At 71.6% G+C, this 26,379-nt stretch carries 30 protein-coding genes; 20 read left to right on the top strand and 10 right to left on the bottom strand.

Annotation, left to right across the window (positions count from 1 at the left end; genetic code table 11):
• Positions 1-9: 9 nt before the first annotated feature.
• Positions 10-1,212, bottom strand: coding sequence for an FAD-dependent monooxygenase (locus FOF48_RS16560; RefSeq protein WP_143902716.1), 1,203 nt, complete (start codon positions 1,210-1,212; stop codon positions 10-12).
• A gap of 348 nt (positions 1,213-1,560) precedes the next feature.
• Between FOF48_RS16560 and FOF48_RS16555 the strand changes: the two genes are divergently transcribed.
• The 7 genes from FOF48_RS16555 (at position 1,561) to FOF48_RS16525 (ending at position 8,689) form a co-directional block, all read left to right on the top strand.
• Entirely contained in the window at positions 1,561-2,658 is a 1,098-nt protein-coding gene (locus FOF48_RS16555; protein WP_143902714.1) for a type III polyketide synthase, read from the top strand.
• Entirely contained in the window at positions 2,652-3,227 is a 576-nt protein-coding gene (locus FOF48_RS16550; protein ID WP_143902712.1) for an isoprenylcysteine carboxyl methyltransferase family protein, read from the top strand. Before FOF48_RS16555 ends, FOF48_RS16550 begins: the two co-directional genes overlap by 7 nt.
• Complete coding sequence (locus FOF48_RS16545) at positions 3,220-3,495, top strand: acyl carrier protein (protein ID WP_143902710.1); 276 nt, start codon at positions 3,220-3,222, stop codon at positions 3,493-3,495. The genes FOF48_RS16550 and FOF48_RS16545 overlap by 8 nt, the downstream gene beginning before the upstream one ends.
• Positions 3,492-5,246: a fatty acyl-AMP ligase gene (locus FOF48_RS16540; RefSeq protein WP_143902708.1), complete on the top strand. Its 1,755-nt coding sequence runs from the start codon at positions 3,492-3,494 to the stop codon at positions 5,244-5,246. Before FOF48_RS16545 ends, FOF48_RS16540 begins: the two co-directional genes overlap by 4 nt.
• 79 nt (positions 5,247-5,325) lie before the next feature.
• Positions 5,326-6,423: an NAD(P)/FAD-dependent oxidoreductase gene (locus FOF48_RS16535; protein WP_143902706.1), complete on the top strand. Its 1,098-nt coding sequence runs from the start codon at positions 5,326-5,328 to the stop codon at positions 6,421-6,423.
• A gap of 96 nt (positions 6,424-6,519) precedes the next feature.
• Positions 6,520-7,080, top strand: a complete 561-nt coding sequence (locus FOF48_RS16530) for a gamma-glutamylcyclotransferase family protein (RefSeq protein ID WP_143902704.1) — start codon at positions 6,520-6,522, stop codon at positions 7,078-7,080.
• 148 nt (positions 7,081-7,228) lie between these two features.
• A complete protein-coding gene (locus FOF48_RS16525) occupies positions 7,229-8,689 on the top strand; it encodes a DNA/RNA non-specific endonuclease (protein ID WP_143902702.1) in 1,461 nt (486 codons plus the stop codon).
• Between the two features lie 9 nt (positions 8,690-8,698).
• On the opposite strand, the gene FOF48_RS16520 is transcribed toward FOF48_RS16525, so the two are convergent.
• Together FOF48_RS16520 and FOF48_RS16515 are read right to left on the bottom strand one after the other, a co-directional pair.
• Positions 8,699-9,391, bottom strand: a complete 693-nt coding sequence (locus tag FOF48_RS16520) for a dihydrofolate reductase family protein (protein WP_143902700.1) — start codon at positions 9,389-9,391, stop codon at positions 8,699-8,701.
• Positions 9,392-9,496: 105 nt separating this feature from the next.
• Complete coding sequence (locus tag FOF48_RS16515) at positions 9,497-9,742, bottom strand: hypothetical protein (RefSeq protein ID WP_143902698.1); 246 nt, start codon at positions 9,740-9,742, stop codon at positions 9,497-9,499.
• 404 nt (positions 9,743-10,146) lie between these two features.
• On the opposite strand from FOF48_RS16515, the gene FOF48_RS16510 reads away from it, so the two are divergent.
• The 3 genes from FOF48_RS16510 to FOF48_RS16500 all read left to right on the top strand — a co-directional run bounded on the left by FOF48_RS16510 (position 10,147) and on the right by FOF48_RS16500 (position 12,701).
• Positions 10,147-11,487, top strand: coding sequence for a S41 family peptidase (locus FOF48_RS16510; protein WP_143902696.1), 1,341 nt, complete (start codon positions 10,147-10,149; stop codon positions 11,485-11,487).
• Positions 11,488-11,762: 275 nt separating this feature from the next.
• A complete protein-coding gene (locus FOF48_RS37735) occupies positions 11,763-12,023 on the top strand; it encodes a transposase (protein ID WP_143902694.1) in 261 nt (86 codons plus the stop codon).
• Positions 12,024-12,218: 195 nt separating this feature from the next.
• Complete coding sequence (locus FOF48_RS16500) at positions 12,219-12,701, top strand: DUF4156 domain-containing protein (RefSeq protein WP_161666210.1); 483 nt, start codon at positions 12,219-12,221, stop codon at positions 12,699-12,701.
• A gap of 218 nt (positions 12,702-12,919) precedes the next feature.
• Here FOF48_RS16500 and FOF48_RS16495 read toward each other — a convergent pair whose 3' ends face one another.
• Both FOF48_RS16495 and FOF48_RS16490 read right to left on the bottom strand, forming a co-directional pair.
• Positions 12,920-13,399 (bottom strand): hypothetical protein, encoded by a 480-nt coding sequence (locus FOF48_RS16495; RefSeq protein ID WP_143902690.1) that lies wholly within the window; start codon positions 13,397-13,399, stop codon positions 12,920-12,922.
• 26 nt (positions 13,400-13,425) lie between these two features.
• The gene (locus tag FOF48_RS16490; RefSeq protein ID WP_143902688.1) at positions 13,426-14,154 is read right to left on the bottom strand and encodes an NIPSNAP family protein; all 729 of its coding nucleotides are present in this window, start codon (positions 14,152-14,154) and stop codon (positions 13,426-13,428) included.
• 91 nt (positions 14,155-14,245) lie between these two features.
• Between FOF48_RS16490 and FOF48_RS16485 the strand changes: the two genes are divergently transcribed.
• From FOF48_RS16485 to FOF48_RS16465, 5 genes are all read left to right on the top strand, one after another.
• Complete coding sequence (locus tag FOF48_RS16485) at positions 14,246-15,895, top strand: PLP-dependent aminotransferase family protein (RefSeq protein WP_186001935.1); 1,650 nt, start codon at positions 14,246-14,248, stop codon at positions 15,893-15,895.
• Between the two features lie 64 nt (positions 15,896-15,959).
• On the top strand, positions 15,960-16,328 hold the full coding sequence (locus tag FOF48_RS16480) for a helix-turn-helix transcriptional regulator (protein ID WP_143902686.1): 369 nt from the start codon (positions 15,960-15,962) through the stop codon (positions 16,326-16,328).
• Positions 16,325-16,780, top strand: a complete 456-nt coding sequence (locus FOF48_RS16475; RefSeq protein ID WP_143902684.1) for an SRPBCC domain-containing protein — start codon at positions 16,325-16,327, stop codon at positions 16,778-16,780. The genes FOF48_RS16480 and FOF48_RS16475 overlap by 4 nt, the downstream gene beginning before the upstream one ends.
• A 37-nt stretch (positions 16,781-16,817) precedes the next feature.
• A complete protein-coding gene (locus FOF48_RS16470; protein ID WP_143902682.1) occupies positions 16,818-17,402 on the top strand; it encodes a hypothetical protein in 585 nt (194 codons plus the stop codon).
• On the top strand, positions 17,375-18,469 hold the full coding sequence (locus tag FOF48_RS16465; RefSeq protein WP_143902679.1) for an MBL fold metallo-hydrolase: 1,095 nt from the start codon (positions 17,375-17,377) through the stop codon (positions 18,467-18,469). The genes FOF48_RS16470 and FOF48_RS16465 overlap by 28 nt, the downstream gene beginning before the upstream one ends.
• A gap of 33 nt (positions 18,470-18,502) precedes the next feature.
• Here FOF48_RS16465 and FOF48_RS16460 read toward each other — a convergent pair whose 3' ends face one another.
• From FOF48_RS16460 to FOF48_RS16450, 3 genes are read right to left on the bottom strand one after another with little or no spacing between them, the layout of a single operon-like run.
• The gene (locus FOF48_RS16460; protein ID WP_143902677.1) at positions 18,503-19,090 is read right to left on the bottom strand and encodes a Uma2 family endonuclease; all 588 of its coding nucleotides are present in this window, start codon (positions 19,088-19,090) and stop codon (positions 18,503-18,505) included.
• Between the two features lie 52 nt (positions 19,091-19,142).
• Positions 19,143-20,183 carry a class I SAM-dependent methyltransferase gene (locus FOF48_RS16455; protein ID WP_143902675.1) on the bottom strand — a complete coding sequence of 347 codons (1,041 nt, stop codon included), beginning with the start codon at positions 20,181-20,183 and terminating at the stop codon, positions 19,143-19,145.
• A gap of 31 nt (positions 20,184-20,214) precedes the next feature.
• Positions 20,215-20,538, bottom strand: coding sequence for an MXAN_6627.5 family MYXO-CTERM protein (locus FOF48_RS16450; protein ID WP_143902673.1), 324 nt, complete (start codon positions 20,536-20,538; stop codon positions 20,215-20,217).
• A 126-nt stretch (positions 20,539-20,664) separates the two neighbouring features.
• Here FOF48_RS16450 and FOF48_RS16445 point away from each other — a divergent pair, with 126 nt between their 5' ends.
• On the top strand, positions 20,665-21,984 hold the full coding sequence (locus FOF48_RS16445) for a response regulator (protein ID WP_143902671.1): 1,320 nt from the start codon (positions 20,665-20,667) through the stop codon (positions 21,982-21,984).
• A gap of 37 nt (positions 21,985-22,021) precedes the next feature.
• On the opposite strand, the gene FOF48_RS16440 is transcribed toward FOF48_RS16445, so the two are convergent.
• On the bottom strand, positions 22,022-22,663 hold the full coding sequence (locus FOF48_RS16440; RefSeq protein ID WP_143902669.1) for a hypothetical protein: 642 nt from the start codon (positions 22,661-22,663) through the stop codon (positions 22,022-22,024).
• A 57-nt stretch (positions 22,664-22,720) separates the two neighbouring features.
• Between FOF48_RS16440 and FOF48_RS16435 the strand changes: the two genes are divergently transcribed.
• The 4 genes from FOF48_RS16435 to FOF48_RS16420 all read left to right on the top strand — a co-directional run bounded on the left by FOF48_RS16435 (position 22,721) and on the right by FOF48_RS16420 (position 25,148).
• Entirely contained in the window at positions 22,721-23,218 is a 498-nt protein-coding gene (locus FOF48_RS16435; protein ID WP_186001934.1) for a hypothetical protein, read from the top strand.
• Between the two features lie 55 nt (positions 23,219-23,273).
• Positions 23,274-23,906 carry a thioredoxin-dependent thiol peroxidase gene (bcp, locus tag FOF48_RS16430; RefSeq protein WP_255442265.1) on the top strand — a complete coding sequence of 211 codons (633 nt, stop codon included), beginning with the start codon at positions 23,274-23,276 and terminating at the stop codon, positions 23,904-23,906.
• A gap of 238 nt (positions 23,907-24,144) precedes the next feature.
• On the top strand, positions 24,145-24,666 hold the full coding sequence (locus FOF48_RS16425; protein ID WP_143902667.1) for a hypothetical protein: 522 nt from the start codon (positions 24,145-24,147) through the stop codon (positions 24,664-24,666).
• Between the two features lie 137 nt (positions 24,667-24,803).
• A complete protein-coding gene (locus FOF48_RS16420; protein WP_143902665.1) occupies positions 24,804-25,148 on the top strand; it encodes a hypothetical protein in 345 nt (114 codons plus the stop codon).
• A 13-nt stretch (positions 25,149-25,161) separates the two neighbouring features.
• Here FOF48_RS16420 and nagZ read toward each other — a convergent pair whose 3' ends face one another.
• Positions 25,162-26,226: a beta-N-acetylhexosaminidase gene (gene nagZ / locus FOF48_RS16415; RefSeq protein ID WP_370456589.1), complete on the bottom strand. Its 1,065-nt coding sequence runs from the start codon at positions 26,224-26,226 to the stop codon at positions 25,162-25,164.
• Between the last annotated feature and the right edge of the window lie 153 nt (positions 26,227-26,379).

Raw genomic sequence — 26,379 nt, 5'->3', positions numbered from 1 at the left:
CTGACGCCGCTACATCATCCTGGCGGCCTCGCGGTCCCGCCGCTGCGCGCGGATCCACTGCCGGGAGGAGTGGAGCGTGCGCAGCGCGCCGCGCAGGGCGGGCCGCTGGCTGGCCATCAGCAGCAGGTAGCTCCACACGGAGCTGCCCCGGCGATTCAACAGCGCGTAGGCGAACCGCGTCGCGTCCGGGTCGATGTAGCTGGGGACGTTCTCGAACCACTGGGCGCTGCTGTGCGCCGCGAGCTGGATCGCCAGCAGGGCGGCACGCCGCTCCTCTTCGTACGCGTCGAGCGCGGTGGGCAGGTGGTCGTGGGCCCGCAGCTTCTGGGCGAGCGAGATGGCATCCTGGATGGCCAGCTTCGTCCCCGAGCCAATGGAGAAGTGGGTGGTGTGGGCGGCGTCGCCCATGAGCACGACGTTGTCGTGGTACCAGCGCTCGTTGGTGATGCGCTGGAAGTGGAGCCACGGCGCCTTGCCCAGGCCGCGCGGCTGATGGAAGAGCGCATGGCCCTTCAGCTGGCCCTGGAAGATCGCCTCCAGCCGCCGGAGCGTCTCCCCGGGTCCCAGGGTGTCGAAGCCGAGGGCCTCCCATGTCTCCTGCTGGCACTCGATGACGCAGGTGCTGGTGTCGCGGTCGAAGCGATAGCCGTGGAACCAGATCCATCCGGCGGGCGTCTCCTCGAAGGCGAACGTGAAGGCGTCGAACACCTGGTTCGTTCCCAGCCAGATGAACTTGTTCCGTCCCTCCTCGACCTGTGTCTGGAAATGGTTGGCGTGCCGCTGGCGGAGCCGGCTGTTGGCGCCATCGCAGGCGACAATCAGCTCCGCGTCCGTGAACGCGGAGGCGTCCGCGACGTCGTACTGGTAGCGGATGTCCACCCCGAGCCCCCGCGCCCGCCGGGCCAGGATGTCCAACAGCCGCTCGCGGCCCAGCGCGAACCCAGGGCCGCCCAGGTGGGGCGCGGATTCGCTCCGCAGGTGCACCTCCTGCGTGTCCCAGCGCGTCGCGTTCTTCTCGATCCACCGCGCGCTCACCGGGTCGTTCCGGTAGAGGTCGTCCAGCAGGTCATCCCAGAACACGACGCCCCAGCCTTGCGTCACCCCGGCGGGGTTGCGTTCGACGACGGTGACGTCGTGTCGCGCGTTGGACCGCTTCGCCAGGATCGCGAAGTACAACCCTGCTGGACCCCCGCCCACACAGACAATCCGCATCGCATCCCCCTGCTCCCGAGCGGCCCGATGCTAGCGAGCCCTCCCTGGAACCGACGCTGGTCGGGAGCGCTGTCTGGCGTCGCGGGAAGGACAGACGCGGGCCACGAAGCGCCGCCGCCCGCCTGACGTGGAGGGTGGCGCGTTGCCCGGCGCTGCCTTGATGGGGCCTTCGCGACAGGAGACCGCAAGGAGCGCCGCGCCAGGAGTGCGCGAGGGCGTCGCGTGCGCAACAATGCGTGGGGGGCGGGGTTCAGGTGCGTGCAGGCCTGTCGATAGACCATCGCATCCGGCCCGCCAGCCGATTAAGCCAGTGGACTCGACCTCCAGGGTGGGACTCTCCAGGACTTCATGCCCAGCACGACCGTTCACGACCTCGCGCCATCCCCTTCCGTGAGCGCGGTGGGGCGCGCGCTCCCTTCGCATTACGCCAGCCAGGATCAGCTCATCGCGGCCCTGCGCGACCTGTGGGCGACGAAGCACTTCAACCTGGGGCGCCTGGAAGAGCTGCACCGCAACGTGCAGGTGGGCGGACGGCACCTGGCGCTGCCCCTGGAGGAGTACCCGGCGCTCGCGACGTTCCAGCAGCGCAACGACGCGTGGATCCGCGTGGCCACGGAGCTGTCGGAGCACGTCGCGCGCCAGGCGCTGTCGCGCGCGGGCCTCACGCCGAAGGACGTGGACCACGTCTTCTTCGTCACGGTGACGGGCATCGCCACGCCCAGCGTGGACGCGCGGCTGGTCAACCGCATGGGCCTGCGCGAGGACGTGAAGCGCACGCCCATCTTCGGCCTGGGCTGCGTGGCGGGCGCGGCGGGGCTGGCGCGGGCGGCGGACTACCTGCGCGCGTTCCCCCAGCAGACGGCGCTGCTCATCGCCACGGAGCTGTGCTCGCTGACGCTCCAGCGCGAGGACCTGTCCATCCCCAACATCATCGCCTCCGGCCTCTTCGGCGACGGCGCGGCGTGCGTGGTGCTGCGGGGCGCGGAGGCCCCGGCCTCCACCGCCGCCCCGGGCCCGCGCGTGGTGGCGTCGCGGTCGGTGTTCTACCCGGACACTGAACGGGTGATGGGCTGGGACGTCGTGGACACGGGCTTCAAGGTGGTGCTGTCCGCGAAGGTGCCGCAGCTGGTGAACGAGCACATCCGGGGCAACGTGGACGGCTTCCTCGCCGGGCACGGGCTGACCCGCCGGGACGTGAGGCACTGGGTGGCGCACACGGGCGGGCCCAAGGTGCTGGAGGGCTTCGAGGCCGCGCTGGAGCTGGAGGCAGGCGCGCTGGAGCGCTCGTGGAGGTCGCTGCGGCAGGTGGGCAACCTGTCCAGCGCGTCCGTGCTCTTCGTGCTGGGCGAGACGCTGGAGGAGGCGGGCGCGAAGCCGGGTGACTGGGGCGTGGTGATGGCGATGGGACCGGGCTTCTGCGCGGAGATGGTGTTGGTGCGCTGGTGACCGGCACCCAGGGGTTGTTCGCGGGCTTCATGGGGCTGCTCGTCGCGGAGCGGCTCCTGGAGCTGGTGCTGTCCAAGCGCAACGCGGCGCGGGCCTTCGCGCGCGGGGGCGTGGAGACGGGGCAGGGGCACTACCGGTTCATGGTGGCGTTCCACACGCTGTTCCTCGTGGCGTGCGCGGTGGAGGTGTTCGGCTTCCACCGGCCCTTCTGGGGCGCGTGGAGCTGGGCGGCGCTGGCGGGGGCTGTGGTGGCGCAGGGCCTGCGGTACTGGGCCATCGGGACGCTGGGGGACCGGTGGAACTCGCGCATCATCGTGGTGCCGGGGCTGGCGCCGGTGACGGGCGGGCCGTACCGGTTCCTGCGGCACCCCAATTACGTGGCGGTGGTGCTGGAGCTGTGGTGCGTGCCGCTCATCCACGGGGCGTGGGTGACGGCGGCGGTCTTCACGGCGGGCAACGCGGCCCTGCTGTTCGTGCGCATTCGCGCGGAGGAGGCGGCGCTCGGCGCGGTGTATTCCGAGGCGTTCGCCGACCGTCCGCGCTTCATTCCGGAGGTTCGCCGTGGTTGATGCCGTGACGGAGGTGCTGGCGGAGATCCGCCGCATCGCCCGCGAGGAGCTGGAGTTCGAGGGCGCGGTGGAGCCCGCGCATGACCTGCTGCGCGACCTGCACCTGGACAGCCTGGGGCTGACGGTGCTGGCGGTGGGGCTGGAGAACCGCTTCCGGGTGATGCTGTCGGAGGAGGACGCGCAGGGCGTGCGCACGGTGGAGGACCTGGCGCGGCGCGTGGCCGCCCGGGTCGCGGAGTCGAAGCAGGACGCGGGAGCGCACCCGTGAAGGGGCCGCCCCTGCCGGCGCTGAAGCACGCCACGGTGAACGCGATGTTGAAGGCGACGTCGCGCACGTCGCTGGGGCTCGTGTTCGTGGACGCCTCCGAGCACGAGACGTCCCTGCCGTGGTCGCAGGTGTACCGGAGGGCGAAGCGCGCGGCCGCGGGGCTCGCGCGGCTGGGCGTGAAGCCGGGGGACCGGGTGGCCCTGCTGCTGCCCACGTCCCCCGCGTTCATGGACGCCTACTTCGGCGCGCTGCTGGCGGGCGCGGTGCCGGTGCCGCTCTATCCGCCGGTGCGGCTGGGCCGGCTGGAGGAGTACCACCGGTCGACGGCGCGCATGCTCCAGCTCACCGGCGCGGTCGTGGTGCTGACGGACACGCGCGTGCGGCTGCTGCTGGGCCCGAGCGTGGAGCAGGCCCGGCCCCCGCTGGGCTGTCACACCGTGGACGCGGTGATGCACGGCGACGAGGACCTGGAGGTGGAGGTGACGCCCGACGCGCTGGGGCTCATCCAGTTCTCGTCCGGGTCCACGGTGGATCCAAAGCCGGTGGCGCTGACGCACGGGGCGCTGGTGGCGCAGGTGGCGGCGCTGGAGGTGGCGATGCCGCTGTCCCCGGGCGTGATGCCGGTGGGCGTGAGCTGGCTGCCGCTGTACCACGACATGGGGCTCATCGGCTGCGTGCTCGCGGCGCTGTACTACCCGGGCAGCCTGGTGCTGATTCCGCCGGAGGTCTTCCTCGCGAAGCCCGCGCTGTGGCTGCGCGCGCTGTCGCGGCACCGGGGCTTCGTGTCGCCCGCGCCGAACTTCGCCTACGGGCTGTGTCTGAAGCGGGTGAAGGACGCGGACCTCCAGGGCGTGGACCTGTCGGCGTGGATGCACGCGCTCAACGGCGCGGAGCCGGTATCCGCGGACACGCTGCGCCGCTTCGCGGAGCGGTTCGGGCGCTGGGGCTTCTCCGCGCGAGCGCTGCGCCCCGTGTATGGGCTGTCCGAGGCGTCGCTGGCGGTGACGTTCCCACCGGAAGGCCGGGGGCCCCGGGAGCTGGGCGTGGATCCGGAGGCGCTGGCGCGCGAGGGCCAGGCGCGCGACGGGGCGCGGACGCTGGTGAGCGTGGGCGCGCCGGTCGCGGGCTTCGAGGTGCAGGTGCGCGGCGAGGACGGCGCGGCGCTGCCGGAGCGCCGGGTGGGGCGCGTGTTCGCGAAGGGGCTGTCGTTGATGCGCGGCTACTTCGGGGACGCGGAGGCGACGGCGCGCGTGATGGGGGGCGAGGGCTGGCTGGACACGGGCGACCTGGGCTTCAGCGCGGACGGCGAGCTGTACCTGACGGGCCGCGCGAAGGACCTGGTCATCATCCGGGGCGCGAACCACTCGCCCCAGGCCTTCGAGGAGCCGCTGCTCCAGGTGGAGGGCGTGCGCACGGGCTGCGCGGTGGCGCTGGGCTTCACGCCCGAGGGCAGCGAGGACGAAGCGCTGCTCATCCTGGCGGAGTGGGCGGAGCGGGGCGACACCGCGTCGGTGGAGGCGGACATCCGCGCGGCGGTGGTGGAGGCGACGGGCGTGCAGCCGCACACGGTGCGCCTGCTGGAGCCCGGGACGCTCCCTCGCACGTCCAGCGGCAAGCTGCGCCGGAGCGAAGCCCTGCGGCGCTACCTGGCTGGAGCGCTGACGGCGCCGAGGAAGGTGGGCGCGGTGGGGCTCGCGGTGGAGATGGCGAAGAGCGCGCTGGCGATGGTGCGCGCGGAGCACGACTCGTGACGCACGGGCGTGGAGCGGCCTCCGTCGCGGCGCGGGCGGACGGCTTGGGCCGCGCGGTGGCGCGAGGAGCGCGCGCCCCGTGAAGCGCCACGACGTGGTCGTGGTAGGTGGGGGCCCGGCGGGGCTCGCGGTGGCCATCGCGGCGGCCCAGCGGGGGCTGGACACGGTGGTGCTGGAGCGCTCCGCCGCGCCCGTGGACAAGGCGTGCGGCGAGGGCCTGATGCCTTCGGGGCTCGCGGCGCTGGAGCGGCTGGGCGCGCTCGCGCACCTGGACCGGCGCGACAGCGCGCCCTTCGTGGGCATCCGTTATGTGCAGGAGGACGGCGGCACGGCGGAGGGGCGGCTGCCGGCGCCCGGAGGACTGGGCGTCCGCAGGCTGGCCCTGTCCTCGGCGCTCACCGCGAGAGCGCGGGAGGTGGGCGTGGACCTGCGCGAGCACACGCACGTCGTCTCGCACCGGCGCATGGGCCCGGGGGTGAGGCTGGAGACGCCCGTGGGGGCCGTCGAGGCCCGGTTCCTCGTCGCGGCGGACGGCCTGGGCTCACCGCTGCGCCGCGCGGAGGGGCTGGAGGTCGAGCCCACCGGCCCCCGGCGCTTCGGGCTGCGGCGGCACTTCCGGCGCGTGCCGTGGTCGCCCTTCGTGGAGGTGCACTTCGCCTCCGGCGTCGAGGCGTACGTGACGCCCGCGGGCGCGGAGCGCGTGGGCATCGCGTTCCTGTGGGAGGACGGCACCGTCCCGGGGCGCGTGGCCTTCGAGACGCTGCTGGAGCGCTTCCCCCGGCTGGCGGAGCGGCTCGCGGGCGCGGAGGCCGACTCGCAGGCGCGCGGCGCGGGGCCGCTGGCGCGCATGGCCCGCTCGCGCATCGCGGATCGCTTCGCCCTGGTGGGGGACGCGGCGGGCTACGTGGACGCGGTGACGGGGGAAGGGCTCACCCTGGCCTTCGCCTGCGCGGAGTCCCTGGGCGCGCTGCTCCCGGACGCCCTCGCCAGGGGCGCCGCGCGGGACACCCTGCTGCCGTACGAGCGCGCCTTCCAGCAGGTGTTCCGCAAGTACGCCTGGACGACGCAGGCCCTGCTGATGCTCGCGCGCCGTCCACGCCTGCGCAGGCCCGTGGTGCGGCTGCTGGGGCGGGCCCCCTGGCTCTTCGAGCGCATCCTCGCCGCCGTGGTGACGTGAGCGGCGGTCGGGGGTTCCGGAGAAAGGCCGGATCCTCCGCGCGGATCCGTCCCCTGGCCCTTGTCCCATCGCCGCGCGCCGGGGACACTCGCGTCCATGGCATCTGGCCCCGTGGCTTCGCGTCCGTGGTTCGCGTTCTCCCTCGACCTGGCCCCGGCCGCGGCGAGCCGGCACCTGCATGGCCTGCCCCCGGTGCCTGACTTCCCGGAAGGCGAGCTCGCCGAGGCCCTGGACGTGGACGTCGTCTACGACGTCCACGTGCCCAACTGGGGCGGCCGGGTCGCACGGCTGGTGGATGCGCCCGGACACCGGCTGTATGGCCGCCTGCGCGCCGTCGCCTCCGAGGCCTGGCCCGCCCTGGCCCGCCTGGAGACCGCCCTCGCCCTGGCCACCGAGGAGCGCCCCGTGCGCGTTCGCACCGCGTCGGGCGCCGTGGTGGAGGCCCATGCGTTCACCCCCGCCAACCGCGACACCTCCTCGCAGGGGCCGGTCAGCGAGGCCTTTCTGATCACCCTCGCCGTCGCCGCCGAGCGCGCGCGGCTGCCCACCCCCGTCATCGAAACCCTCCAGGCCGAAGCCCGCATCGTCCACACCGTCCAGCACGCCCGCCCCGACGGCCACCGCCCTCCGGCCCCTTCGAAGCCCGGCATAAAGTGACAGCCGTGTAGAGCCGGACCAAAAAACGCTCGGTCCCCCAAGAAAAAGGCCTGTGTGACGCAACCGTGACACGCGTCGATTCGACGATGGGTGGAGGGGCCCACTCTCCCTGATCGTCTCCCCCGCTGGCCCCGAGGACGTTCACCGCATGTCGCTGCGAATCCCGACGCGAGCCCTCTCTCCGAGCTCCACGCCCGCGAATGCCGCCGACACCGCCGCCGTGCCCGCGAACGCCGCGGTGCCCGCCGGAGCGGAGCTGCCCGCCAACGCGCCCGCTGGCAACGCGGTGGTGGCGCCCACGGGGGGAAGCTGGAAGCGCTCCGCCGCGAAGGAAGTGGCCATCTCCGACCTCCAGCAGAAGTTCGGCTGGACGGATGAGAGCTGGCAGGGGCGGCTGCTGAAGGCGGCGGACGACGGTGGCACGGGCCGCCGGGCCCACAATGGCAAGGTGTCCGCGGCGGAGCTGGAGACGTACCTCTCCGCGCCCACGGACGCGCAGTTCCTCTCGTCCACGGCCCTGCAGCAGCAGCGCGCCGCGCTGGACGCGAAGCTCGCGGGGGGCGCGCAGACGGCTTCGGTGGACAGCTTCGACAGCCCGTGGCAGCGGTCGGTGGCGAAGCGCGCGGACCTGCTGGGCGGCAACGGCGACGGGCAGCTCTCCTCGGAGGAGCTGACGGCGTACATCAACGCGTCCAAGGCGAACCAGGCGAAGGGGACGGGGACCGCGGCGAACACGCAGTGGGTGCCGGATCAGCAGATGGCGGCCTTGGAGAGCCGCGTGGCGGAGGTCGCGGGCGAGGTGGATCCGCTCCAGGGCGTGGGCGCTGGGGGCGCGACGCCCGGGTTGAACCTGGTGAAGGAGTACTCGCGCACGCTGCTGGACACGGACAAGAACGTGCCCACGTTCGTGAGCTACATGCTGTCCGCGGCGGACGTGAAGGAGACGCCCGCGGACGTCAGCCGGCTCACCAGCACCTTCGTGCGTGACCCGGAGCTGCGCAGCGGCGGGGTGACGGACTCCGACTACAACAACACCGGTTTCGACCGGGGGCACATGAAGCCGGCCGAGGACTCGCCCACGCAGGCGGCGATGAACGAGAGCCACTACATGACCAACATCGCCCCCCAGCAGGGCAACCACAACCAGCAGGTGTGGCGCACGTTGGAGCGCGGGGTGGGCGACCTGGTGAAGAAGACCGGGGGCAAGGCGTACATCGTCACGGGCAACCTGTTCCTGGACGCCAAGGGCAAGCCGCTGCCGCCCGAGTCCATCGAGACGACGGGCTCGAAGGACCGGAAGATCGCGGTGCCCACGCACAACTTCAAGACGGTGCTGTTGGAGCTGCCGAACGGCAACCTGTCGATGTTCGCGTACCTGGTTCCGAACGCGAAGGACGGCCCGTCGAAGAAGGAGCAGATCGTCCCGCTGCTGGAGTCGTCGCGCGTTCCGGTGGACCAGCTCGAGGAGCTCCTGGGGCAGGACCTCTACGCGCAGCTGCCCAAGAGCGTGCAGGAGAAGCTGGAGAAGGACCCCGCCGCGTCGGGCATCTTCCAGCAGCAGAGCCTCTACGAGTCCGCGACGCTGCTGCGCGCCCAGCCGTCCAAGTAAGCGCGGGGCTCAGCGGGCGGCGGGGCGCACGCGGTACCGCAGCCAGACGATGCCGGAGTCCCGGCGCTCCACGTGGGTGAGCTCCAGGGCCGCGCCCATGCCGGTGGCGCCCTGGGGCCGGTCGAAGAGGGTGGGGGTGCCGGGCAGGCCGTCGGCGGTGGGGTGCACGAGCAGGCTCACCTCGTCGATGAGGCCCGCGTCGAGCAGGGTGCCGTTGATGCCGCCACCGCCCTCCAGCAGCACCGTCCGGATGCCGAAGGCGCGGCCGAGCGTCTCCAGCACGCGGGCGAAGTCGATGTCCCGCGCGCCGCCGAAGACGTAGGAGACGCCGCGCTCGCGCAGGTGGGCGAGGTGGGCGTCGGGGACGGCTTCGGTGAGGACGACGACGAGGTGGTCCTCGTCGAGGGCGCCGGACTCCCAGTTCAGCTTTCCGTGCGCGTCGACGGCGATGGCGAAGGACTCCGCGTCCTCGCGGGCGATGAAGTCCGTGCGGGGCAGGGGAGATGCGGGTGGGGGTTTGGGCACGTCCTCCGTCGCGGCGAAGTCCTGCATGGTGATGCGGCCGCACATCCACGCGTCGGCGCCGAAGGAGTCGGCGGTGCGTTCATATTCGCGGTGCATCGAGTCCCGGTCGGGCCAGTGCGTGACGACGATGCGGCCGTCGATGGACGACAGCATGTGGCAGATGACGAGGGGCTTCATCGGTGGGCTCCAGGCGGCGGGGGCGCCCGGAGGGTTCCCCAGTGAGCACGGCCTGTCGAACCGGATTCCGCGAGTCCGTTCACAATCCCGCGCCCGGGCGAGCCGCTACCGCGTCGCGCTGGAGGCTTCGGCGGTGGGGGACTCCGTGGTCGGAGCGGACTCCTCTGCCTTCTCGGGCTTGGGGGTCTCCAGGGTCTTGATGGGCTCGGGTTCGGGCTTGCCCACGCGGATGATCGCGGCGCCCGGTCGCGAGGAATAAGGACCGATGCTGTTGTCCGGGGTCGTGGCGAGGCCCACGTAGGAGCAGCCGACCAGGGCGAACCACGGAATGGCGGCGAGCAGGCGACGCATGGAGTGGACTCCCGGGCCAGGGCGAGATTCGGGCGCATTCAACTGGACGCCTCGGTGGGAAGTCCAGTCACGGGGGCCATTGCCCCCGTGGCTCTTCGGGGCCCGGGGCTCCTGGATCCGCTCCCGTGAGAGTGTGTAGTTCGGCCCTTGGTTGGTGGCTGCCCAGCTGATGCGGACTCCACCGACTGCGTTGCCAGGGTCCATCGGCGGAACGTCGGCTGGAGAGCCTCACGCCCGTCAGCGGGCGCCGGGTACGTGCATCCACAAGGACTCCGTGAATACGACTGCCCTTTGGGCGTGACCCGCGCACGCTGTCGCGGCGTGAAGGGCCCCACACGACGCGAGTAGCACGGCGCGGCGACGTCGGTGTTGAAGCCTGACGACTCGCTGGCTTCGAGGTGCCTATGTCTCGCTACCCCGCCGTGCTTGCCCTGGCATTGCTCTGTCTGTCCCTCGCGTGCGGCAAGGATGAGCCAGACGGCGGTGGAAATCCCTCGCCTGATGACACGCTGGAGGGGAGCTGGCGCACGGATGGCTATGGCCTCGCGATCCGTTTCCAGGGCACGAAGGTCGAACTCTTCGAGATCACCTCCACGAGCTGCCTGCCGTGGATCTCGGGAGAGCTGGTGGACGGGACACTCCCCGAGGCGGACCTTCACTTCCGCGTCGCGGACCACCGGCTGCTTATCGAGGACCCTGGCACCCTCCATGTCACCGGACAGAGCGCGCCCTTGCCGGAGGACTGCTCGAAGCCGGTGTCACAGCCGAATGATCCGGTGCTCAACTTCGAGATCTTCTGGCGCACCTTCGCCGAGCAGTATGCCCTGTTCGACCTGTATGGCGTGGATTGGCAGGCGCGCTATGCGCAGTTCCGGTCGCGCGTCACGCCCACGACGACGGACGTCGAGCTCTTCACCCTCCTGTCCGAGATGCTTGCGCCTCTCACTGATGGACACATCCGCCTCGTGGCGGGCGAAGAGGTCTTCAATCCCAAATCGCTCCCCGCGGACTTCGAGGAACACTTCTCCGACATTGGCCCGTACGTCCTCTCCCACTACCTGGGAGGTCCTGGCGTGACGACGGCGGCGGAGAACCGCGTAGCGTGGCAATCCCTCAACGAGCGGGTGGGTTACATCTTCTTGGGGCGGATGGAGAAGTTCAGCACCGACCCGGAGGCCGGCGTCGCGGCGGAGGTCGCGGCGGCGGGACAGGCGTTGGACACCGCGTTGGCTGCGCTCTCCACCAAGCAAGCGCTCATCCTCGACGTGCGCTTCAATCCCGGTGGCCATGACGCCGTGGCCCTCGCCCTCGCGGGCCGCTTCACCGACGTCGAGCGGACCGGCTTCTACAAGAAGACGCGCACCCCGACGGGCTTCACGCCGCAGCGGGAGTTCCGCTTCGCTCCTTCGGGGCCTCGGCAGTTCACCCGGCCGGTCTACCTGCTCACCAGCGGCGTGACCGCCAGTGCGGCGGAGAACTTCACGCTGGCGATGCGGGGGCTGCCGAACGTCACTGTGATCGGGGAACGCACGATGGGGGCGCTGTCCGACGTGCCCACTCGACACCTGCCCAATGGCTGGGAGTTCGGGCTCTCCGTCGAGCTGTACACCGCGCCGGATCACCAGATCTACGAGCGCGTGGGCATCCCGCCGAGCGTCGAGGTTCCGTTCGACGGCGCGGGCTTCGGGCAGGGCACGGACCGCATCTTCCAAGCCGCCCTGGAGCGAGCGAACGCGGGCGGGTGACGCAGCCGCCATGCCCCGCCGGACGGCACGCCTCCCCCGAAGTGCGCCGTCCGACTTCGCGACTGCTGCGGCGCCAGCTTCGTCACGAACGCGTCGGGGTTGCCACCTCCTGGACGGGCTCGAACTCCTGCTGTCCGGCCCGCATGGAGCGCTCTGGTCGAAGTGATGCGGGTCCTGTCTTCCAATGGTGAGCATTGCTTGAGGCCCTCGCTGGTAGCCCTCTGTGGAACGGCCGGCCTGCAGCGGCGATAGCGCGTGCCGTTCCACGAACGGGCATGGGTCGAGGCTGCCCCTGCGCCGCAGTTAGGGTGAACTGGCGCGGCTTGGGACGCCGTCTCTCGACCGAGGCAGGCGCCCAACTCGGTCTGGCGCTGGCGGCAGGGCGCAAGGACCAGCGCAATGGCAGCTACCGACGAGGCCTGCTGACGTCCATGGGGCACCTGGAGGTGGCCGTACTACGGACCGGGGCCAGCGGCTCGGCGGAGGCAGTGCTGGGCCGCTACAAGCGGCGCGGTGACGCGAGCGTTCATGGCTGAAATCAAACCCTGAAACCTCTGCTGTATGATGTCTCCAAGGAGCCTTCCTCCTCCGAGCCCCCTCCCAGCCGACTACACATGAGTCGGGACGTGACCTCTCCATGTAGTAAGGAGGTGTGCTCGCAACCCTTCGCACACGTCACGGAGAACTGGCTCTCGGACGGAGGGGACATGGCGAGCGATTCGGAGGAAGCCATGAATTGGAAGCAGATGTTGGTGGGCGTGGTGGCGCTGGGTCCGATGACGGGGTGCGTGACGGCGGCCCTCTCCAAGGCGGGCAGCCAGGTGACGCCGGTGCCCGCGGCGCCGGGGCCCGAGTGTCAGAACCTCGGCATGGTGATTGGTACGGGCGGCGGCAGCTTTGGCGGCGCCTACATCAGCAATGACCAGCTGATGGAGTACGCGCTCAACGACGTCATGAACAAGGCGGCGGCGCGGGGCGCCACGCACGTCCAGGCCAACCAGCCCCAGCTCGGTGGCGCCAGCGGCACCACAACCACGGCGACCGTGATGGCCATTGCCTACAAGTGCCCCGGCGCCGCCGGTGCCGGCGCGGCGCAGGCCTTGCCCCCCGTGGAGAAGTCGTACCTGACGGACTGCCCCGCCAAGGAGGGCGAGTCCTTGCGCGCGCGGGCTATCCGCTGCAAGGCCGTGGCGAAGGAGCAGGCTGGCGAGTAGCCGTCGTACCGAGGGCCCTCCCTCTTCGCGCGGTGGATGGGCCGCGGTGTCTCAGGGCGCCGCGCCCGGCTGCATCAGGGTGAGCGAGAAGCGGTGGCCGCCGGCCGAGGCGCTGTCGAGTGAGGCGGGAGTTGCCTCCAGCAGTTGGAGTGCTCTTGGATTGCGGAGAAGAGTGATGTGCCATGCGCACACCGTTCCGGGCAGGCGTCAGGAATGCCCTACGCCGCCCGGGTGAACTCCATCACCCAGTTGGTCTCCCACGTCTCTCCGTCGAGGGAGAACGCCTGCTCCCAGCTTGCCCTGTCGGTGCCTTGGCGGAGCCAGTGGAAGACGACCTGGACCGGACGGCCTCCTTCGGTGTCCTCGCCGTAGAAGCGGCCGTGGTCGCCCGTGAAGCCTCCGTGCACGGGTGGCGTGAGCACTCCGTTCCGGCTGTCGATCCAATGGATGGACCAGCGGCGCTGTGCCACGTCGAACAACCGCAGCGCCATGCCGGAGAAGCCTCGCTCGAAGACGGTCTCCTCGACGTTCGACAGACCTCCCAGATACGGCTGGCACCGCATCCTCGACGTGAAGACGTCCCAGTTGTCGCTGCCCACCAACCGTTGCTTCAGCTTCCGGTTCACACAGGTCCACTCACCCATGAGGAAGTCGAAGTCGTGCACGTCGCCTGTGGGAAATGGAGGAAGGGGCTTCATGACCATGGGTCCTTTCAGGTGACCGGTCATCGCAGCTCCGACCGGGAGGTGGGGGCCAACAGCAGGTGCTCGAGCGGTGCGCACAGCCACGGCTGAAGGGGCTCCAGCCACGCCGTCGAAGTGGCCCGGCGTCGGAGGTGTTCGCGATGGTGCCCGGCATCCGGGAACACCGTGAGCCAGGCGAAGACGTGCTCGCCCGTGCGCACGGGCAACGCTGGGAAGGTGTTCTCCGCGGGCTCGGTCTCCCACAGTGCCCGCGGTGTGGCCCCCAGCTCCGTGAGCACCGGCCGCACCTGCTGTTCGAAGCGCGCCCGCAGGCCTTCCTCGGCCGGGGCCTTCAAGTAACAGAGCGTGAGCTCCACTCGTGATTCGGGGTGCGCTGCTGTTCCGGGGGCGGGCCGCGACGGGCTCGGATGGGAGAGGCCCGAGCCCTCGCGCACCGGCCGCAGCAGCAGGACGTTGTCGGAGTCCTGCATCGTCGCGTTCGCCGCGTCTCGGTGCGCCTTCCACGCGGGTCCGCCGTAGAACGCATGCAGCGCGTCCCGCCGCGACGCCATGTCGCGGAAGCCGCGCAGCCACACGAACCGGTCTGGCCGGTCCTCGTCACGGAACTGTCCGACGATGTGCATCCCCACCGCCTCCTGCGGCTCGATGAATGCCTGCTCGAAGAGCTGGAGGAGGACGTCGCGCTGACCGGGATGCAGCGTGTACTGACGCAATTCGAGGACCGAGCAGCAGGCGGGCAGAGACGGCATGGAGGCTTCCTGAGAGCGGGTGCGGAAGCCATCCTTGCCAGGGAACTGGTAGGGTCATGAAGACCACTTTCGACAGAATCGACCCTACCAGTTGAAGGCCTCCACCAGCGTCGTCACCTCGTTGCTCCTGCGGCTGGACTCGCGGTCCACCCTCCCGCTTCATGAGCAGATCTTCGATGGGGTCCGCGCGCGCATCCTCTCCGGCGCGCTGGCCCCCGGACTGCGGATTCCGTCCTCCCGGCAGCTCGCCGCCGAACTGGACGTGGCCCGGAGCACCGTCCTCCAAGCCCTGGATGCACTCACCGCCGAGGGCTACCTCGTCGCCCGAGCCGGCTCCTGCACGCGAGTCGCCCCCGAGCTGCCCATCGTTCCCGACGCACGAAGCCGGAGCGCGGCGCTTCGAGGACCCCTGCTCGCTGCTTCCGTTCGTCCTCCGAGCCCCGCTGCACGGCCCCTGAACCCGCTGCTCGCCGCCTCCCAACGTGCTCCGAGTTCAGGCGCAGGAGTTCATGGGCTGCTGCCCACCCCCGTCGGAGCGACGGTCCGAAGCACGAAGCCCCATGTGTCGCGAGGGCCCCGGCTCGCCGCCGCCGCACGACGGCTGAAGTCCGCACCGGTCGGTGCCCCCCGCCTGGGCGCCGCGCCTCGTGCCTTCAGGCCCGGTGTTCCCGCGCTCGACCTGTTCCCGACCGCGCTGTGGGGCCGCACCGTGTCGCGCGTCCATGCTCGCGCGAGCACCGGCCTGCTCGAGGGTGGCGACCCCGCTGGTCATGCGCCGCTGCGTGAAGCCATCGCCACCCATGTGTCCGTGTCGCGGGGCGTGCGCTGCGTTCCGGAGCAGGTCTTCGTCACGGCGGGGACCCAGCAGGCCTTCGATGAAGTCCTCCGGCTCGTGCTCGACCCGGGCGACGCCGTCTGGGTGGAGGACCCCGGCTACCCTGGCTCCCGCCGCGCGGTGCTCGCCGCGGGGGGACGGCCCGTGCCCGTGCCCGTGGACTCGGAGGGGCTCGACGTGGGCATGGGCATCGCCCGGGCGCCTCGGGCCCGTGTCGCGCTGGTGGCGCCGTCGCACCAATATCCGCTGGGCACCACGCTGAGCCTGGCGCGGCGGATGGCGCTGCTTCAGTGGGCGGAGCGTTCGCGCGCGGTGATCATCGAGGACGACTACGACAGCGAGTTCCGTCACCGCGGCCGTCCCCTCACCGCGCTCCAGGGACTCGACGAGTCCGGCTGCGTGGTCTACGTGGGCACGTTCAGCAAGTCGATGTTCCCGGGCCTGCGCCTGGGCTTCCTCATCGCGCCGCCACCCCTGGTGGATGCCTTCGCCGCCGCCCGCGTCGCCGCGTCCGCCCCGGCCTCGTCGCTGGAGCAGGCCGCGCTCGCGGCGTTCCTCGCGGAAGGACACTTCGCCCGCCACCTGCGCCGGATGCGGGCGGCCTACCGCGAGCGCGGCGAGGCCCTGCTCGACGCGCTGCTCGCGGAGTGCGCGGGCGCGCTGACACCACGGCCCTGTGACACCGGCATGCAGGTGTGCGCGTCGCTCGCGGCGCCGCTGTCCGACCTGCGGGTCCGTGACGAGGCCGCCCGCCTGGGCGTGGAGGTGGCGGCCCTGTCCGACTACTTCCTCGGCAGGTGCCGCGAGTCCGGCCTCGTCTTCGGCTTCGGCGGCGTGCGCCCGGATGACCTCCGCGCCGGAGCCAGCACCCTGGCCCGGGCGCTCGAAGCCGCGCGCCGACGCTGAACTCCACGGTCCCTGCCTTGACAGGTGGAGGGCCCGCGTTGATATTCAACCCATAGGTTGAATGATGCGAACCCCGAATCACCTGGACCAGACCCTGCTGGCGCTGGCCGACCCCACGCGGCGGGCCATCCTCCAGCGGTTGTCGACAGGGGAGACGCGCGTGACGGAGCTGGCGCGGCCCTTCGCCATGTCGCTCAACGCGGTGTCCAAGCACATCCGCGTGCTGGAGCGCGCGAAGCTGGTGCGCCGGCGCCGCGAGGGCCGCGAACACTTCCTGTCCTTCATCCCCAAGCCCATGGACGAGGCGGCGCGTTGGATGGAAGCGCAGCGCTCGAACTGGACCGCCCGCCTCCAGGCGCTCGATGACCTCCTCCAGGAGGAGGACCGCGCCGCCGCCTCCGCTCGTCCCGCCACGAAAGGACGCACCCGATGACGCCGCCCCGTCCCGTGACGCTGACCGTCACCCACCGCTTCAAGGCCTCCGCCGAGCGCGTCTTCGACGCGTGGCTGGACCCCGCGAAGGCCCGCCACTGGCTCTTCGTCACCCGCCCGAACACGCCGCTGGCGCGCGCGGAAGTCGATGCGCGCGTGGGGGGCCGCTTCTGCTTCGCGGACCTGCGTGAAGGCGAGGAGGTGGAGCACAGGGGCGTGTTCCTGGAGCTCGACCGGCCCCGTCGGCTGGTGCTCACGCTGTCCGTGCCGAAGTACTCGGCGAACGTTGACCGGGTGACGGTGGAGATCGCTCCCCAGGACACGGGCTGTGTGCTCACCCTGACCCACGAGCTGGGCCCCGAGGGCGAGCCGTGGCGGGAGCGCGCCACCCAGGGATGGGCCCAGCTCCTGGACCTCCTCGGCACCTGGCTGGACACCGCCCCGCACGGCTGACATCCCTTCCCGGTCGCGGGCCGTCTACGATGGCGCCATGACCTGGCGCTCTTCCTTCCTCCTGATGGCGCTGCTGTGCGCCGCGTCCGCGTGCGGCCCGCGCCGGAGCGATCCCGCGCGCGTGACGGAGGACCGGATGCGCCCCGCGCCCGTGGGCGCCTTCTCCGAGGGCACGCCTCCCGTCACCACCGAGGAGTGCACGGTGCGCACGGCGAAGCGCTGCTTCGAACAGGCGCTGACGCTGTTGGCCTCGGACGCGCGGGGGCTGGACCGGATGCGCGCGCTGTCCCTGATGGGCAAGGCGTGTGACGGGCAGGTGAAGGACGCCTGCTCCTGGCTGTCCCAGCACGTGAAGGAGCCCCGGCGCGTGCGCGGCGGTCCACCGGACGACCCGGTGTTCCAGGAGGCCTTCCAGCGCTGGCGCGAAGGCCGCAAGCACCACGTGCGCGTGACCTGCCGGCTGGTGCAGGGCGGTGTCCCCCAGCAGTGCGAGGTGCGCGACACGACCCTGCCGCCGGACCTGCTGGCGCTCGCGCTCAGCAGCATCCAGGCCTCGCGCTACGCGCTGCCCACCCTCGATGGAGAGCCCTTCGAATGCGACTGGACCATCATCATCAAGTGACGCGGCTGTGGCCCGCGCTGTCCCTGGCGCTGTTCACGGGCTGCTTCGCCGGCACCGTGCACCGGGGGCCGGCCACGGACCACTTCGACGGCGAGGCGTTCCAGAACCTGGGCAACGCGCCGAAGCTGGCCCCGCTGACGCTGGTGAAGGCCGCGCTGGAGGAGACGCGCGGCGCATGGCGCGACTACACGGAGGAGCCCTTTGGAGCCAGGCCCCCGGAGCGCGTGGGCGCGGGCCAGCTGCGCGTGACGTTCATCAACCACGCCACGGTGCTGCTCCAGGCGGACGGGGTGAACGTGTTGACGGACCCCATCTATTCGGACCGGGCGAGCCCCGTGTCCTTCGCCGGTCCCAAGCGCGTCCGCCCGCCCGGCATCCGCTTCGAGGACCTGCCGCCCATCGACCTCGTGGTGGTGAGCCACAACCACTACGACCACATGGACCTGCCGACGCTGCGGCGGCTGGAGGCCGCGCACCACCCGCTCTTCGTGGTGGGGCTGGGCAACCGCGAGCTGTTGGTGGACGAGGGCTTCCAGCGCGTGGAGGAGCTGGACTGGTGGCAGTCCGCGAAGGGCGCGCCTCCGGGCCTGAAGGTGACGGCGGTGCCCGCGCAGCACCGCTCGAACCGGGGGCTGACGGACCAGGAGGAGACGCTGTGGGCGGGCTACGTGCTGGAGACCTCCGGAGGCCCGGTGCTCTTCGCGGGGGACACGGGCCTGGGGCCGCACTTCGACCGCATCGCGGAGCGCTTCGGGCCCATGCGCTTGTCGGTGCTGCCCATCGGCGCGTTCCGTCCGCGCGTGCTGCACCCGGTGCACATGGGGCCGGAGGACGCGCTCCGGGCGCACCGCGTGCTGCGCTCCGGCACGTCGGTGGCGATGCACTACGGCACCTTCCCCATGGCGTTCGACGGCCAGGACGAGGCGAAGTACCTGCTCCTGCGGCTGCTGATGAAGGAGCAGGTGCGGCCGCGCTTCTGGGCGCTCGGCTTCGGCGAGGGCCGCGATGTTCCGGCGCTGGCGGTCGGAGAGGACGCACGGGCCGGGGCGGGACATCGAGAGGAGTGACTCCGCCCCGGCGCGAGGTGGCCTGAGCCCGAGCTAGCCCGGAGGCGGAAGCGACTTCCAGAGCCAACCCAGCCGCAGGTCCCGCTCCTCGAAGGGGGGCGTGCGGATGAGGTCATCGCCCTCACCGTAGACGCCCAGCTCCAGCCAACGGCCCTCGTGCAGCTCACTCACGGTGAGCGTGCGCACGTCCAGGTCCACGAACCACAGGTGCTTGATTCCGATGCGTGCGTAGAACGGCCGCTTGATGCGCTGGTCGTACGCGCGCGTGGACGGCGACAGGATTTCACACGCCCAGTCGGGAACATCCGTCCACTGCCCCCGGGGCATCACGGGCACCCGGTCGCGCCGCCAGCCCGCGAGGTCCGGACTGAACTCCGGAGAGCCGCCCACCCGGATGCCGGGCTCGGCCATGAGCCACCATCCGCCGGGTCCTTCCCCGCCCAGCTGGAAGGCGTCATCCAGCTCCCGGTGGAGCCTGAACTCGAAATAGCCATGCTCGGCCCGGGGCCGGGCCTGCGTGTACAGCATCCCATCGATGATCTCGCCCACCACGCCCTCGGGCAGGGCCTCGATGTCAGCGAAGGTCGCCGGACCTTCGAGGGGTTTCGCGCCATAGGCCATGCCCGGAGTGTGGAGATAGCAATGCCGTCTGACAAGCAGACGCCGGGCGCGGCTACTCCGGCTGCGCGATGAGCAACGTCTGCAGCGGCAGGTGGCGGATGGGCCGCGTGCTCTGCACCCGGAACCCCGCGTCATCCAGGAAGCCCTCCACCTCCGCGGGCGTGTACGCCGCCGCCCCGGACGTGAGGAAGTAGTGCAACCCGATGAGCGGCGCGGAGGTGCCCTGCGTGTCCCGCTCCTCGCGCAGGTACTCCAGCACCGCCAGCGTGCCCCGGGACACCATCGCCCCGCGCACGCGCCGCAGGAGGGCCACGTTCTGCGCGGGCGTCAGGTGGTGCATCACCTGGAACAGCAGCACGCCGTCATACGGCCCGCCCAGCTCCGCGTGCAGCACGTCCCCTTCCCGGTGCGTCACCCGGTGCGACAGCCCCGCCTGGGCGATGATGTCCCGCCCCACGCGCACGCTGCCCTCCAGGTCCACCACCGTGGCCTTCAGCCCCCGGTGCATCCGGCACAGCTCCGCCGCGTACCAGCCATGCGCGCCGCCCAGGTCCAACAGGTGCCGGGCGCCCCGGGGCAGCGGAATCGCCGCGGCCACCTCCGGTGAGGCCAGCCGCGCCAGCTGGTACATGGCCTGGATGTAGTCGCGCCAGCGCGGATCCTCCGGAGCGAACTGGTGGATGTCCACCGACTGCCCGCTCTTCACCGCGCTCTCCAGCTGCCCCCACCAGTCCCACTGGGCGTAGTTGAACTCCAGGAACGAGGTGATGGCCTGCGGCGAGCGCGGGTCCAACCACCGCCGCGCACGGGGCGCCAGCCGGAAGCGGCCCCGCTGCAGCTCCACCACCTCGCAGGCGATCAGCGCCTCCAGGAGCGCCCGCATTCCCTCGGTGCTCGTCTTGAGCCGCGCCGCCAGCGCCTCCGCGGTCGCCGCGCCGTCCGCCAGCGCCGCGTAGACGCCCAGGCGCGCGCCCGCCATCAGCGTGCGCGAGGCCATCATCCCGAAGAAGGCGTGCGCCAGCGGCTGCGGGGCCAGGTTGAGGAAGTCCGCCACCCGCTCCAGGAGGTTGTCCGCCTTGAGGCCCAGCCGCATCGCGCGTCGCTCCTTGGTCGGGGGCTACCGGCTACCGGCGGCGGCGCGAGCCTGCCACGGCGGCAATGCCCAGCACCATCAGCGCTGCTTCCGGCCCCAGCAGACACCCCTGCGTCTCCGCCTGGCGGACGCCGGTGTACTTGCAGGTGCCCGCGGCGCAGCTGAAGCGCGGCGCGCAGTCGCTGCTGCTGCGACAGTTGGTGGGGACTCGCCCGGTGTTGTCGTCGCCCTCCGGGGAGTTTGGGTCGTCCCGTCCCGCGTCCGACTGGGACTGGGCGGTGGCTGTCAGGGGGGAGAGGAGGAGGAACCCGGCCAGGAACCCTGCCGGGAAGATGCGCGAGAAGAGGGAGGACATGATGCGGGCGCCACCCTAACGCCCCAGCGGCACGCTTGCATCTATCCACTGAAGGGAGCAGGCATCCGGGGTTCCCTGGAAACGCTGGCCGCCCAGGCGCCCGAATCTGCTACGGTCCCCCCCGCGATGGCGCCTCGAATCCTCGTCGTGGACGACAACCAGGAGCTCCTCTCCCTCCTCACGCAGCTCTTCGAGGATGCAGGGTACGAGGTGGTGGGTGCCAGCCGTGGCAAGCAGGCCATCGAGGCCGCGCGCGCGCATCCGCCCGGGTGTGCCGTCTTGGACATCCTGCTGCCGGACATGATGGGCTACCACCTGGCGGACACGCTGCGGAAGGACAACCCCCAGCTGCCGCTGCTCTTCATCACCGGCGTCTTCAAGGGCGGCAAGCACGCCACCGAGGCGCGCCAGAAGTACCAGGCCGCCGGCTACTTCGAGAAACCCTTCGAGGCCCAGAAGCTGCTGGAGGCGGTGGCCAAGGTGCTGCCCGCGGAGAAGAAGGTCCCCGCCGCCTCCCTCCAGGACGCCTTCGAGGTGGAGCTGGACATCGACGTGGAGGAGGAGGGCCCACAGGACGCCATGGAGTTGACCGGCCGCATCAAGGTCACGGGCGGGGGCAACCTCACGGCGGAGATCCGCGGCGCCAACCTCACCGCCACGCCCATGCAGAAGGTGCCCTCCACCCAGGTGCGGGCCCCCACGCCGGGTCGTCCGCCGGATCCACTGCCGGTGGGCGCGGGCTCCCCGGGCAGCCGCCGCGGTGAGCTGAAGGACAACCTGCCCTCGCTGCTCACCGCCTTCTACCTGTCGCGTGAGACGGGAGAGCTGGGCATCCAGCGCGGGAAGGTGAAGAAGGTCGTCTACTTCGAGAACGGCACCCCGGTGTTCGCGCTCTCCAACCTGCTGGCGGACCGCTTCGGGCAGTTCCTGGTGCGCGTGGGGAAGATCAAACCCGAGCAGCTCCAGGACGCGTCCGCCGTCGCCGCGCAGAGCCACCGCCGCACCGGGGACGTGCTGGTGGAGCGCGCCCTGCTGAAGGACACGGAGCGGCTGTACTACGTGGGACAGCAGGTGAAGGCCATCATCTACTCGCTCTTCTCCTGGGAGGAGGGCACGTACGTGATGAGCTTCAAGGAGAAGGCCTCCTCGGAGTCCATCAAGCTGGACGTGCACCCGGCGAACCTCATCGTCCGGGGCATCAAGAAGCTCTACAAGCCGGAGCGCCTGCGCCGCCTGCTCCAGCCCGAGGACCGGCTCATCCCCGCCGTCGCCCCCGCCTACGGCCTCAACGAGGTGGAGCTGGAGCGCTGGGAGGCGGAGCTGCTGCCGAAGATCGACGGCAACCGCGTGGTGGCGGAGCTGCTCGCGTTCGCCAACCGCCCGGAGCACGTCGTCCACGGCTTCCTGGTGTCGATGATGGCCCTGGGCATCCTGGACAAGCGGTAGCCCGCCCCGCGCTGGCGCGGAGCTCCTGCCGCGCCGGCTAGCCCAGCCGCGAGCCGATCCAGAACAGGCCGAGCGCGCCGGAGCCCAGCGCGACGCCGCGTTGGATCCACAGGCTGATGCGCGCGTTGGCGCGCGACAGGCCCTCGGCGAACAGCAGGCCCACCGCGCCCATGCCGATGAGGATGCCCAGCGCGAAGCCGGGCAGGTACGTCCACGCGGACAGGCTCATGCTGCCGCCCACCAGCAGCGGGGGCAGGGCGATGAGCAGCGAGCGCACGCCGCTCACGGCCATGAAGGCGCCCGCGGCGGTGCTCACGGTGTGTACGTGCTCGTGTGGCTCGCGGTCGTGGCCGGGCAGGTGCGGGTGCCCGTGGTCCAGGCTGTGCGGGAAGATGAGGGCGGTGACGGCCAGCGCCACCAGCACCGCGCCACCGAACACCTCCGCCCACCGCTCGAAGGTCTCCGACAGGCCCACGCCCGCGAAGAGGCACACCGCGGCGATACCGCCCAGCATGGCCGCGTGGCCCAGGGCGAACCGCAGCGCCGTCGTCAGCGCGACGCGGCGCCGGCCGCCACCCAGGGTGCCGAGCGTGGCCATGGCGGCGCAGTGATCCGGCCCCAGGGCGTGGAGCAGGCCTTGGGTCAGGCCGAGCAGGAAGGCGAGCAGGATGGGAGCCACGACGCCGCACCCTAGCCGTGGTTTAACCGGGTGGCCAGCAGGAGGAAGCACCACACCATGCGCATTGCCCATCCACGACACTCCGCCGCGCTGCTGTTGGCGGGGCTGCTCGCCCTGTCGGGCTGCTCCACCGATCCCGGTCCGGAGCAGCTGCAGAAGGCCGAAGGCCGCTACCAGGAGTTGATCAACCAGAACGTCGCACCGCAGGACCCGGCCTGGACGGAAGTCGTCGCCCAGTTCGAGGCCGTCCCCAAGGAATCCAAGAGCCGCCCCGAGGCCGAGAAGCGGCTGGCCGCGCTGAAGGCCGCCCGCGAGAAGCTCCCACCGCGTCCCCTGGCCCGCCCCGGCGCGACCGGCGCTGGCGCCAGCGACGTGGAGACGAAGCGCGCCGCGTGCGAGGCCCTGGCCAAGAAGATGGGCGAGTCCCACACGGACACGACGCGCAACATGCTGCGCCACGTGCTGGAGAGCTGCCAGGCGGAGCTGGTCCGGCTGGAGGCCAACGCCCACCCGCCGGGCGAGGAAGTGCATCCGCCGGGTGAGGCGACGCACTGAGCTGAAGCGCGCGTGGAGTTGAGAAGCCCGCGGGGTCTGGGTATGGAGCCGACGCATGCCCATGCCCCAAGCAGGTGACAAGGCCCCCGGCTTCTCGCTCCCCGACCAGAGCGGCGCCACCGTCTCCCTCTCGCAGTTCAAGGGGCGGCACGTCGTCCTCTACTTCTACCCGAAGGACGCGACCCCCGGCTGCACCACGGAGGCGTGCGACTTCCGCGACGAGCACTCCGCGCTGGTGAAGGCCGGCGCGGTGGTGCTGGGCGTCTCTCCGGACAGCGTCGCGAGCCACCAGAAGTTCGCCACGAAGCAGGGCCTGCCCTTCTCGCTGCTGGCGGACCCCGAGCACGCGCTGGCGGACGCGTACGGCGTGTGGGGTGAGAAGTCCCTCTACGGCCGCAAGTTCATGGGCCTCATCCGCGCGACGTTCCTCATCGGGCCGGAGGGCAAGGTCGTCCGCGTGTGGCCCAAGGTGAAGGTGGCCGGACACGTGGCGGAGGTCCTGGCCACGCTCCAACAGCCCTCCGGCGCGGCTCCGGCGCCCAAGGCTCCAGCGGCGAAGAAGGCCCCGGCGACGGTGACGAAGCCGGCGGCTGTCAAGAAGCCGGCGGCGAAGAAGGCCCCGGCGAAGGCCCCGGCGGCGAAGAAGGCCCCGGCGAAGGCCCCGGCCCGGAAGGGCACCCGCGCCTGAGGCGGCGTGGGGCGGCGGGCTCCGGTGCACTCCTGGCGGGACAGGGAGGCCGGGACCGTGTATGCCTGCCCCCGTGGCTGGCCCCTCGCTCCCCCGGGAGGGACCGGCCGTTCACGATGCAGCCCCACGGGCCTCCGGGCCCGACAGCGGGCGACCGGCGATGCCAGCCCCCGGGTGCATGCCTGGTGGTTGGTGGGCACGGCATGACCATTCCTCGGGGATGGCGGAGACGATGAACATGCGCGAGCGAGGCATTCAGCGGTGGATGGGAGCGGCGGCGCTGGCGGCGGGCGTGCTGCTGGGCACGGCCTGCGGTGAGCTCCCGGAGACGGGCGGCAGGCAGCCGAACGAGTCGCGGGGCAATGCCTTCGCGCAGCGCGGCGCGCAGCCGGAGCCCGTCTACAACGTGGCCGAGCAGCAGGGCCACGAGAACCCGGCGGACGCGCACCACGGCGACCTGGCCGCGAAGCTGCCGCCGCACGTGCTGACGGTGGACCGCGGCTACAACGGGACCATCGGGACGATTGGCTCCAGCATCGACCCGCGCACCAAGGCCACGGAAGGCAAGTCCAACAACTCCAAGTGGGACGACGCGGGCGGCATGATGGCGCACCGCTACGCCACGCTCGGCGGCGCCGGGTACTCGCCCGCGGCCGTGGGGCTGGGCGGCTGGGCGACGTCCTCCGCGAACGAGGACGTGCACGGCTACGAGCAGCCCTACAGCTACGTCAGCCCGCCCATCTACCTGCGGGACCGCTAGCCGTCCTGGAGGTCCAGCGGCGTCCGCCGGCCAGCGTGCCTGCGGGCGCCCGCGCTCCGGCTCCGCCACTCCCGGCGGGAGACCGGGGTGGCCACTCCTTCTGTCGAGGCCGTCGCGGCTTCCAGAAGGAGCAGGCCATGCAATCGAAGACCCTTCATCGTTGGACGCTGCTGGGCGTGTGTGTCGCCACGGCCGCCGTGGTGGGCCCCGCCTGCAACCGCGACAGGCCCACCATGCCGCGCGCGGCGAGCGGCCATCAGGGGGTCGTCAACACGCCGCAGCCCGCGCCGCCCGGCACCGGAGGCTCCGGCACGAACGTGCCCACCGACGCGAAGGGCACGCCCACGCAGCCCCAGCCTTCGGGCGCGCAGGGCCTGAGCAACCAGATTGGCGCGCCGGGCTACACCTCGCCCAACGAGAACACGAAGGACCCCGGGGGCGCGCGGCCGTTCATCCAGGGCCACGAAGGGCAACAGCGGTGACGCGCGCCCCGCTTCAGCGCGACGCGAGCATGACCTCCGTGGGGTCCTTGCCGGTGAACGCACTGGCGAGGCCCTGCGCGAGGGCGCGGTGCTCCGCGTCGCCCAGCGTGGCGAGCCGGTCCTCGGCGGGGTGGGCGAAGCGGGCGGCGAGCGCGTCCAGGCGCCGGTGCGCTTCGGTGATGCGCTCGCGCGGGACGCGGCCGGACTCCACCGCCTTCACCAGCGCCTCGATGGCGGTGCGCTGCACGTCCGCCTTGTGGCACACGAGGAACAGGTCCACGCCCGCGAGCGTGCCCTGCACCGCGGCCTCCGCCACGGAGTAGTGGTCCGCGATGGCCTTCATCTCCAGGTCGTCGCTGACGAGCACCCCGTCGAAGCCCACCTCCTCGCGAAGCAGGCCGTGCAGCGCGCGGCGGCTCATCGTCGCGGGGACGCCCTGCTCCAGCGCGTCGAAGAGCACGTGCGCCGTCATCAGCGACGCGAGCCCCGCCTTCGCGAAGGCGTGGAAGGGCACCAGCTCCACGCGGCGCAGGCGCTCCAGGTCGTGCGGCAGGCGGGGCAGGGTGAGGTGGCTGTCCGTCGTCGTGTCGCCGTGTCCCGGGAAGTGCTTCCCGCACGACGCCACGCCCCCTGCCTCCAGGCCCTTCGCGAGCGCCACGCCCAGCCGGCCCACCTCCGCCGGGTCCCGGCTGAAGCTGCGGTCGCCAATCACCGGGTTGGCCGGGTTGGTGTCCACGTCGAGCACCGGCGCGAAGTCCCAGTCGAAGCCCACGGCGCGCAGCTCGTGCGCGAGCAACCGGCCCACGCGCTCCGCCAGGGCTTCGTCGCCGCGCTGTCCCAGCTCGCGCATGGGGGGCAGGGCGGTGAAGGGCTCGCCGCGAAGCCGCGCCACCCGGCCGCCCTCCTGGTCCACGGAGAGGATGAAGGGCCGGCCCGCGCGCACCTTCAGCTCGTGGCACAGCGCCGCGGTCTCCGCCGCCGTGCCCACGTTGCGCTTGAAGAGGATGGCGCCGGAGATGCCGTCGTCCATCAGCGCCGCGAGGTCGGCGTCGATGCGGGTGCCAGGAAAGCCCACCATGAACAGGCGGGCGCAGTCGCGGTAGAGGGCGGAAGCAGGGCTCACGGCCGCGCAGTGTGGCAGAGCCAGACGCCCCTGGGGCATCGGATGCGCGCCCAGACCGTCGGCTGCCTGTCAGGGCGCGGGGCGGCCAGCGCGTGGCCTCCCCTGAAG

Origin of the sequence: Corallococcus sp. Z5C101001, from assembly GCF_007352635.1 — a bacterium.
Classification (GTDB): domain Bacteria; phylum Myxococcota; class Myxococcia; order Myxococcales; family Myxococcaceae; genus Corallococcus; species Corallococcus silvisoli.
Note: the sequence above shows the minus strand (reverse complement) of the source record. Positions and strands in the feature narration are given on the sequence as shown.

Bases quoted from the DNA above. Each gene is read 5' to 3' on its own strand.
- FOF48_RS16475 (WP_143902684.1), top strand. From the start codon at position 16,325: ATGACGCCGCCCCGTCCCGTGACGCTGACCGTCACCCACCGCTTCAAG.
- FOF48_RS16455 (WP_143902675.1), bottom strand. From the start codon at position 20,183: ATGCGGCTGGGCCTCAAGGCGGACAACCTCCTGGAGCGGGTGGCGGAC.
- FOF48_RS16555 (WP_143902714.1), top strand. From the start codon at position 1,561: ATGCCCAGCACGACCGTTCACGACCTCGCGCCATCCCCTTCCGTGAGC.
- FOF48_RS16435 (WP_186001934.1), top strand. From the start codon at position 22,721: ATGCGCATTGCCCATCCACGACACTCCGCCGCGCTGCTGTTGGCGGGG.
- FOF48_RS16450 (WP_143902673.1), bottom strand. From the start codon at position 20,538: ATGTCCTCCCTCTTCTCGCGCATCTTCCCGGCAGGGTTCCTGGCCGGG.
- FOF48_RS16420 (WP_143902665.1), top strand. From the start codon at position 24,804: ATGCAATCGAAGACCCTTCATCGTTGGACGCTGCTGGGCGTGTGTGTC.
- FOF48_RS16445 (WP_143902671.1), top strand. From the start codon at position 20,665: ATGGCGCCTCGAATCCTCGTCGTGGACGACAACCAGGAGCTCCTCTCC.
- FOF48_RS16495 (WP_143902690.1), bottom strand. From the start codon at position 13,399: ATGAAGCCCCTTCCTCCATTTCCCACAGGCGACGTGCACGACTTCGAC.
- FOF48_RS16560 (WP_143902716.1), bottom strand. From the start codon at position 1,212: ATGCGGATTGTCTGTGTGGGCGGGGGTCCAGCAGGGTTGTACTTCGCG.
- bcp (WP_255442265.1), top strand. From the start codon at position 23,274: ATGCCCATGCCCCAAGCAGGTGACAAGGCCCCCGGCTTCTCGCTCCCC.
- FOF48_RS16470 (WP_143902682.1), top strand. From the start codon at position 16,818: ATGACCTGGCGCTCTTCCTTCCTCCTGATGGCGCTGCTGTGCGCCGCG.
- FOF48_RS16520 (WP_143902700.1), bottom strand. From the start codon at position 9,391: ATGAAGCCCCTCGTCATCTGCCACATGCTGTCGTCCATCGACGGCCGC.
- FOF48_RS16530 (WP_143902704.1), top strand. From the start codon at position 6,520: ATGGCATCTGGCCCCGTGGCTTCGCGTCCGTGGTTCGCGTTCTCCCTC.
- FOF48_RS16510 (WP_143902696.1), top strand. From the start codon at position 10,147: ATGTCTCGCTACCCCGCCGTGCTTGCCCTGGCATTGCTCTGTCTGTCC.
- FOF48_RS16515 (WP_143902698.1), bottom strand. From the start codon at position 9,742: ATGCGTCGCCTGCTCGCCGCCATTCCGTGGTTCGCCCTGGTCGGCTGC.
- FOF48_RS16425 (WP_143902667.1), top strand. From the start codon at position 24,145: ATGCGCGAGCGAGGCATTCAGCGGTGGATGGGAGCGGCGGCGCTGGCG.
- nagZ (WP_370456589.1), bottom strand. From the start codon at position 26,226: ATGGTGGGCTTTCCTGGCACCCGCATCGACGCCGACCTCGCGGCGCTG.
- FOF48_RS16525 (WP_143902702.1), top strand. From the start codon at position 7,229: ATGTCGCTGCGAATCCCGACGCGAGCCCTCTCTCCGAGCTCCACGCCC.
- FOF48_RS16480 (WP_143902686.1), top strand. From the start codon at position 15,960: ATGCGAACCCCGAATCACCTGGACCAGACCCTGCTGGCGCTGGCCGAC.
- FOF48_RS16490 (WP_143902688.1), bottom strand. From the start codon at position 14,154: ATGCCGTCTCTGCCCGCCTGCTGCTCGGTCCTCGAATTGCGTCAGTAC.
- FOF48_RS16460 (WP_143902677.1), bottom strand. From the start codon at position 19,090: ATGGCCTATGGCGCGAAACCCCTCGAAGGTCCGGCGACCTTCGCTGAC.
- FOF48_RS37735 (WP_143902694.1), top strand. From the start codon at position 11,763: ATGGGTCGAGGCTGCCCCTGCGCCGCAGTTAGGGTGAACTGGCGCGGC.
- FOF48_RS16500 (WP_161666210.1), top strand. From the start codon at position 12,219: ATGAATTGGAAGCAGATGTTGGTGGGCGTGGTGGCGCTGGGTCCGATG.
- FOF48_RS16465 (WP_143902679.1), top strand. From the start codon at position 17,375: ATGCGACTGGACCATCATCATCAAGTGACGCGGCTGTGGCCCGCGCTG.